Source organism: Rhodovulum viride, from assembly GCF_003265965.1.
Classification (GTDB): Bacteria; Pseudomonadota; Alphaproteobacteria; order Rhodobacterales; family Rhodobacteraceae; genus Rhodovulum; species Rhodovulum kholense.
Map to the genome: position 1 here is coordinate 1 of NZ_MUAV01000136.1, position 753 is coordinate 753.

3 protein-coding genes are annotated in these 753 nt (G+C 72.1%); all 3 read right to left on the reverse strand.

The genetic code is table 11. The features are described from left to right. Positions 1–142 (reverse strand): glycoside hydrolase family protein (locus tag BYZ73_RS24250; RefSeq protein ID WP_146746393.1); only part of this gene is annotated, 142 nt, incomplete at its 3' end. Beyond that, a complete protein-coding gene (locus tag BYZ73_RS21450) occupies positions 139–366 on the reverse strand; it encodes a DUF7940 domain-containing protein (RefSeq protein ID WP_112317589.1) in 228 nt (75 codons plus the stop codon). The genes BYZ73_RS24250 and BYZ73_RS21450, both read right to left, overlap by 4 nt. Positions 367–484: 118 nt before the next feature. Beyond that, on the reverse strand, positions 485–753 hold a 269-nt coding region (locus tag BYZ73_RS23145), incomplete at its 5' end, for a hypothetical protein (RefSeq protein ID WP_220086889.1).

The window sequence follows — 753 nt, forward strand, 5'->3', positions numbered from 1 at the left end:
TCTCGCCGTAGCAGATCGTCCAGACGCCGACGATGTCGCGATAGGAGGCGGTGCGCAGGCCCTCCCAGGGGGCGATCAGCGCGACGGCCGCGGCGATCACCGCAGCGGCGGCGCCCCCGGCGGCGGTGCGGCGGCGGATCATTCGTCGCCCCCCGCAAGCCCGGTCTGGGCGATCACGCGGGCCAGCAGCGCGGCGGCGGACAGGACCCCCACGGCGGCGGCGTAGATGTCCGGCGGCAGACCAAGCATGTCGGCGGACAGCAGCGAGGCGGCGGCCTCGAGGCCGGACAGAATGACCATGGCGGCCAGAATCCACACCGACCACGCACGGCGCAGCACCGCGCGCCAGTTGGGCACGAGTTTCATTTGGATTGCCCTCCTTGGGCTTTGTCAGGGATGGGAAGTCGGCGCGGCCCCGGGCGTCAGGGCCAGACGATCAGCGCGAGCCAGATGGCGGCGGTGAGGGTGAGGTAGAGGGGCAGGCTCATTTCCCGCCCCGCCAGAGGCGCAGCATCTCGGCCAGATGGGCCGGGTCGCGCTTGAGCCAGAGCAGCGCCGCGGCGGCGGTCTCCAACGCCAGCGGGCCGAGGACAGTCACGCCGACGATGGTCAGGCGTTCGGGCGTGCCCAGCCAGAGCGCGATCTCGGGGCCCGCGACATAGCCGATGGCGCCCGAGGCCAGTACGATGCCCATGCGGGCGATCAGCGCCATGCCATCGGTGCGGAGCCAGACCAGCACCAGCGCGCCCAGAA

Coding starts and splice junctions, on each gene's coding strand:
- BYZ73_RS21450 (WP_112317589.1), bottom strand. CDS start 366: ATGAAACTCGTGCCCAACTGGCGCGCGGTGCTGCGCCGTGCGTGGTCG.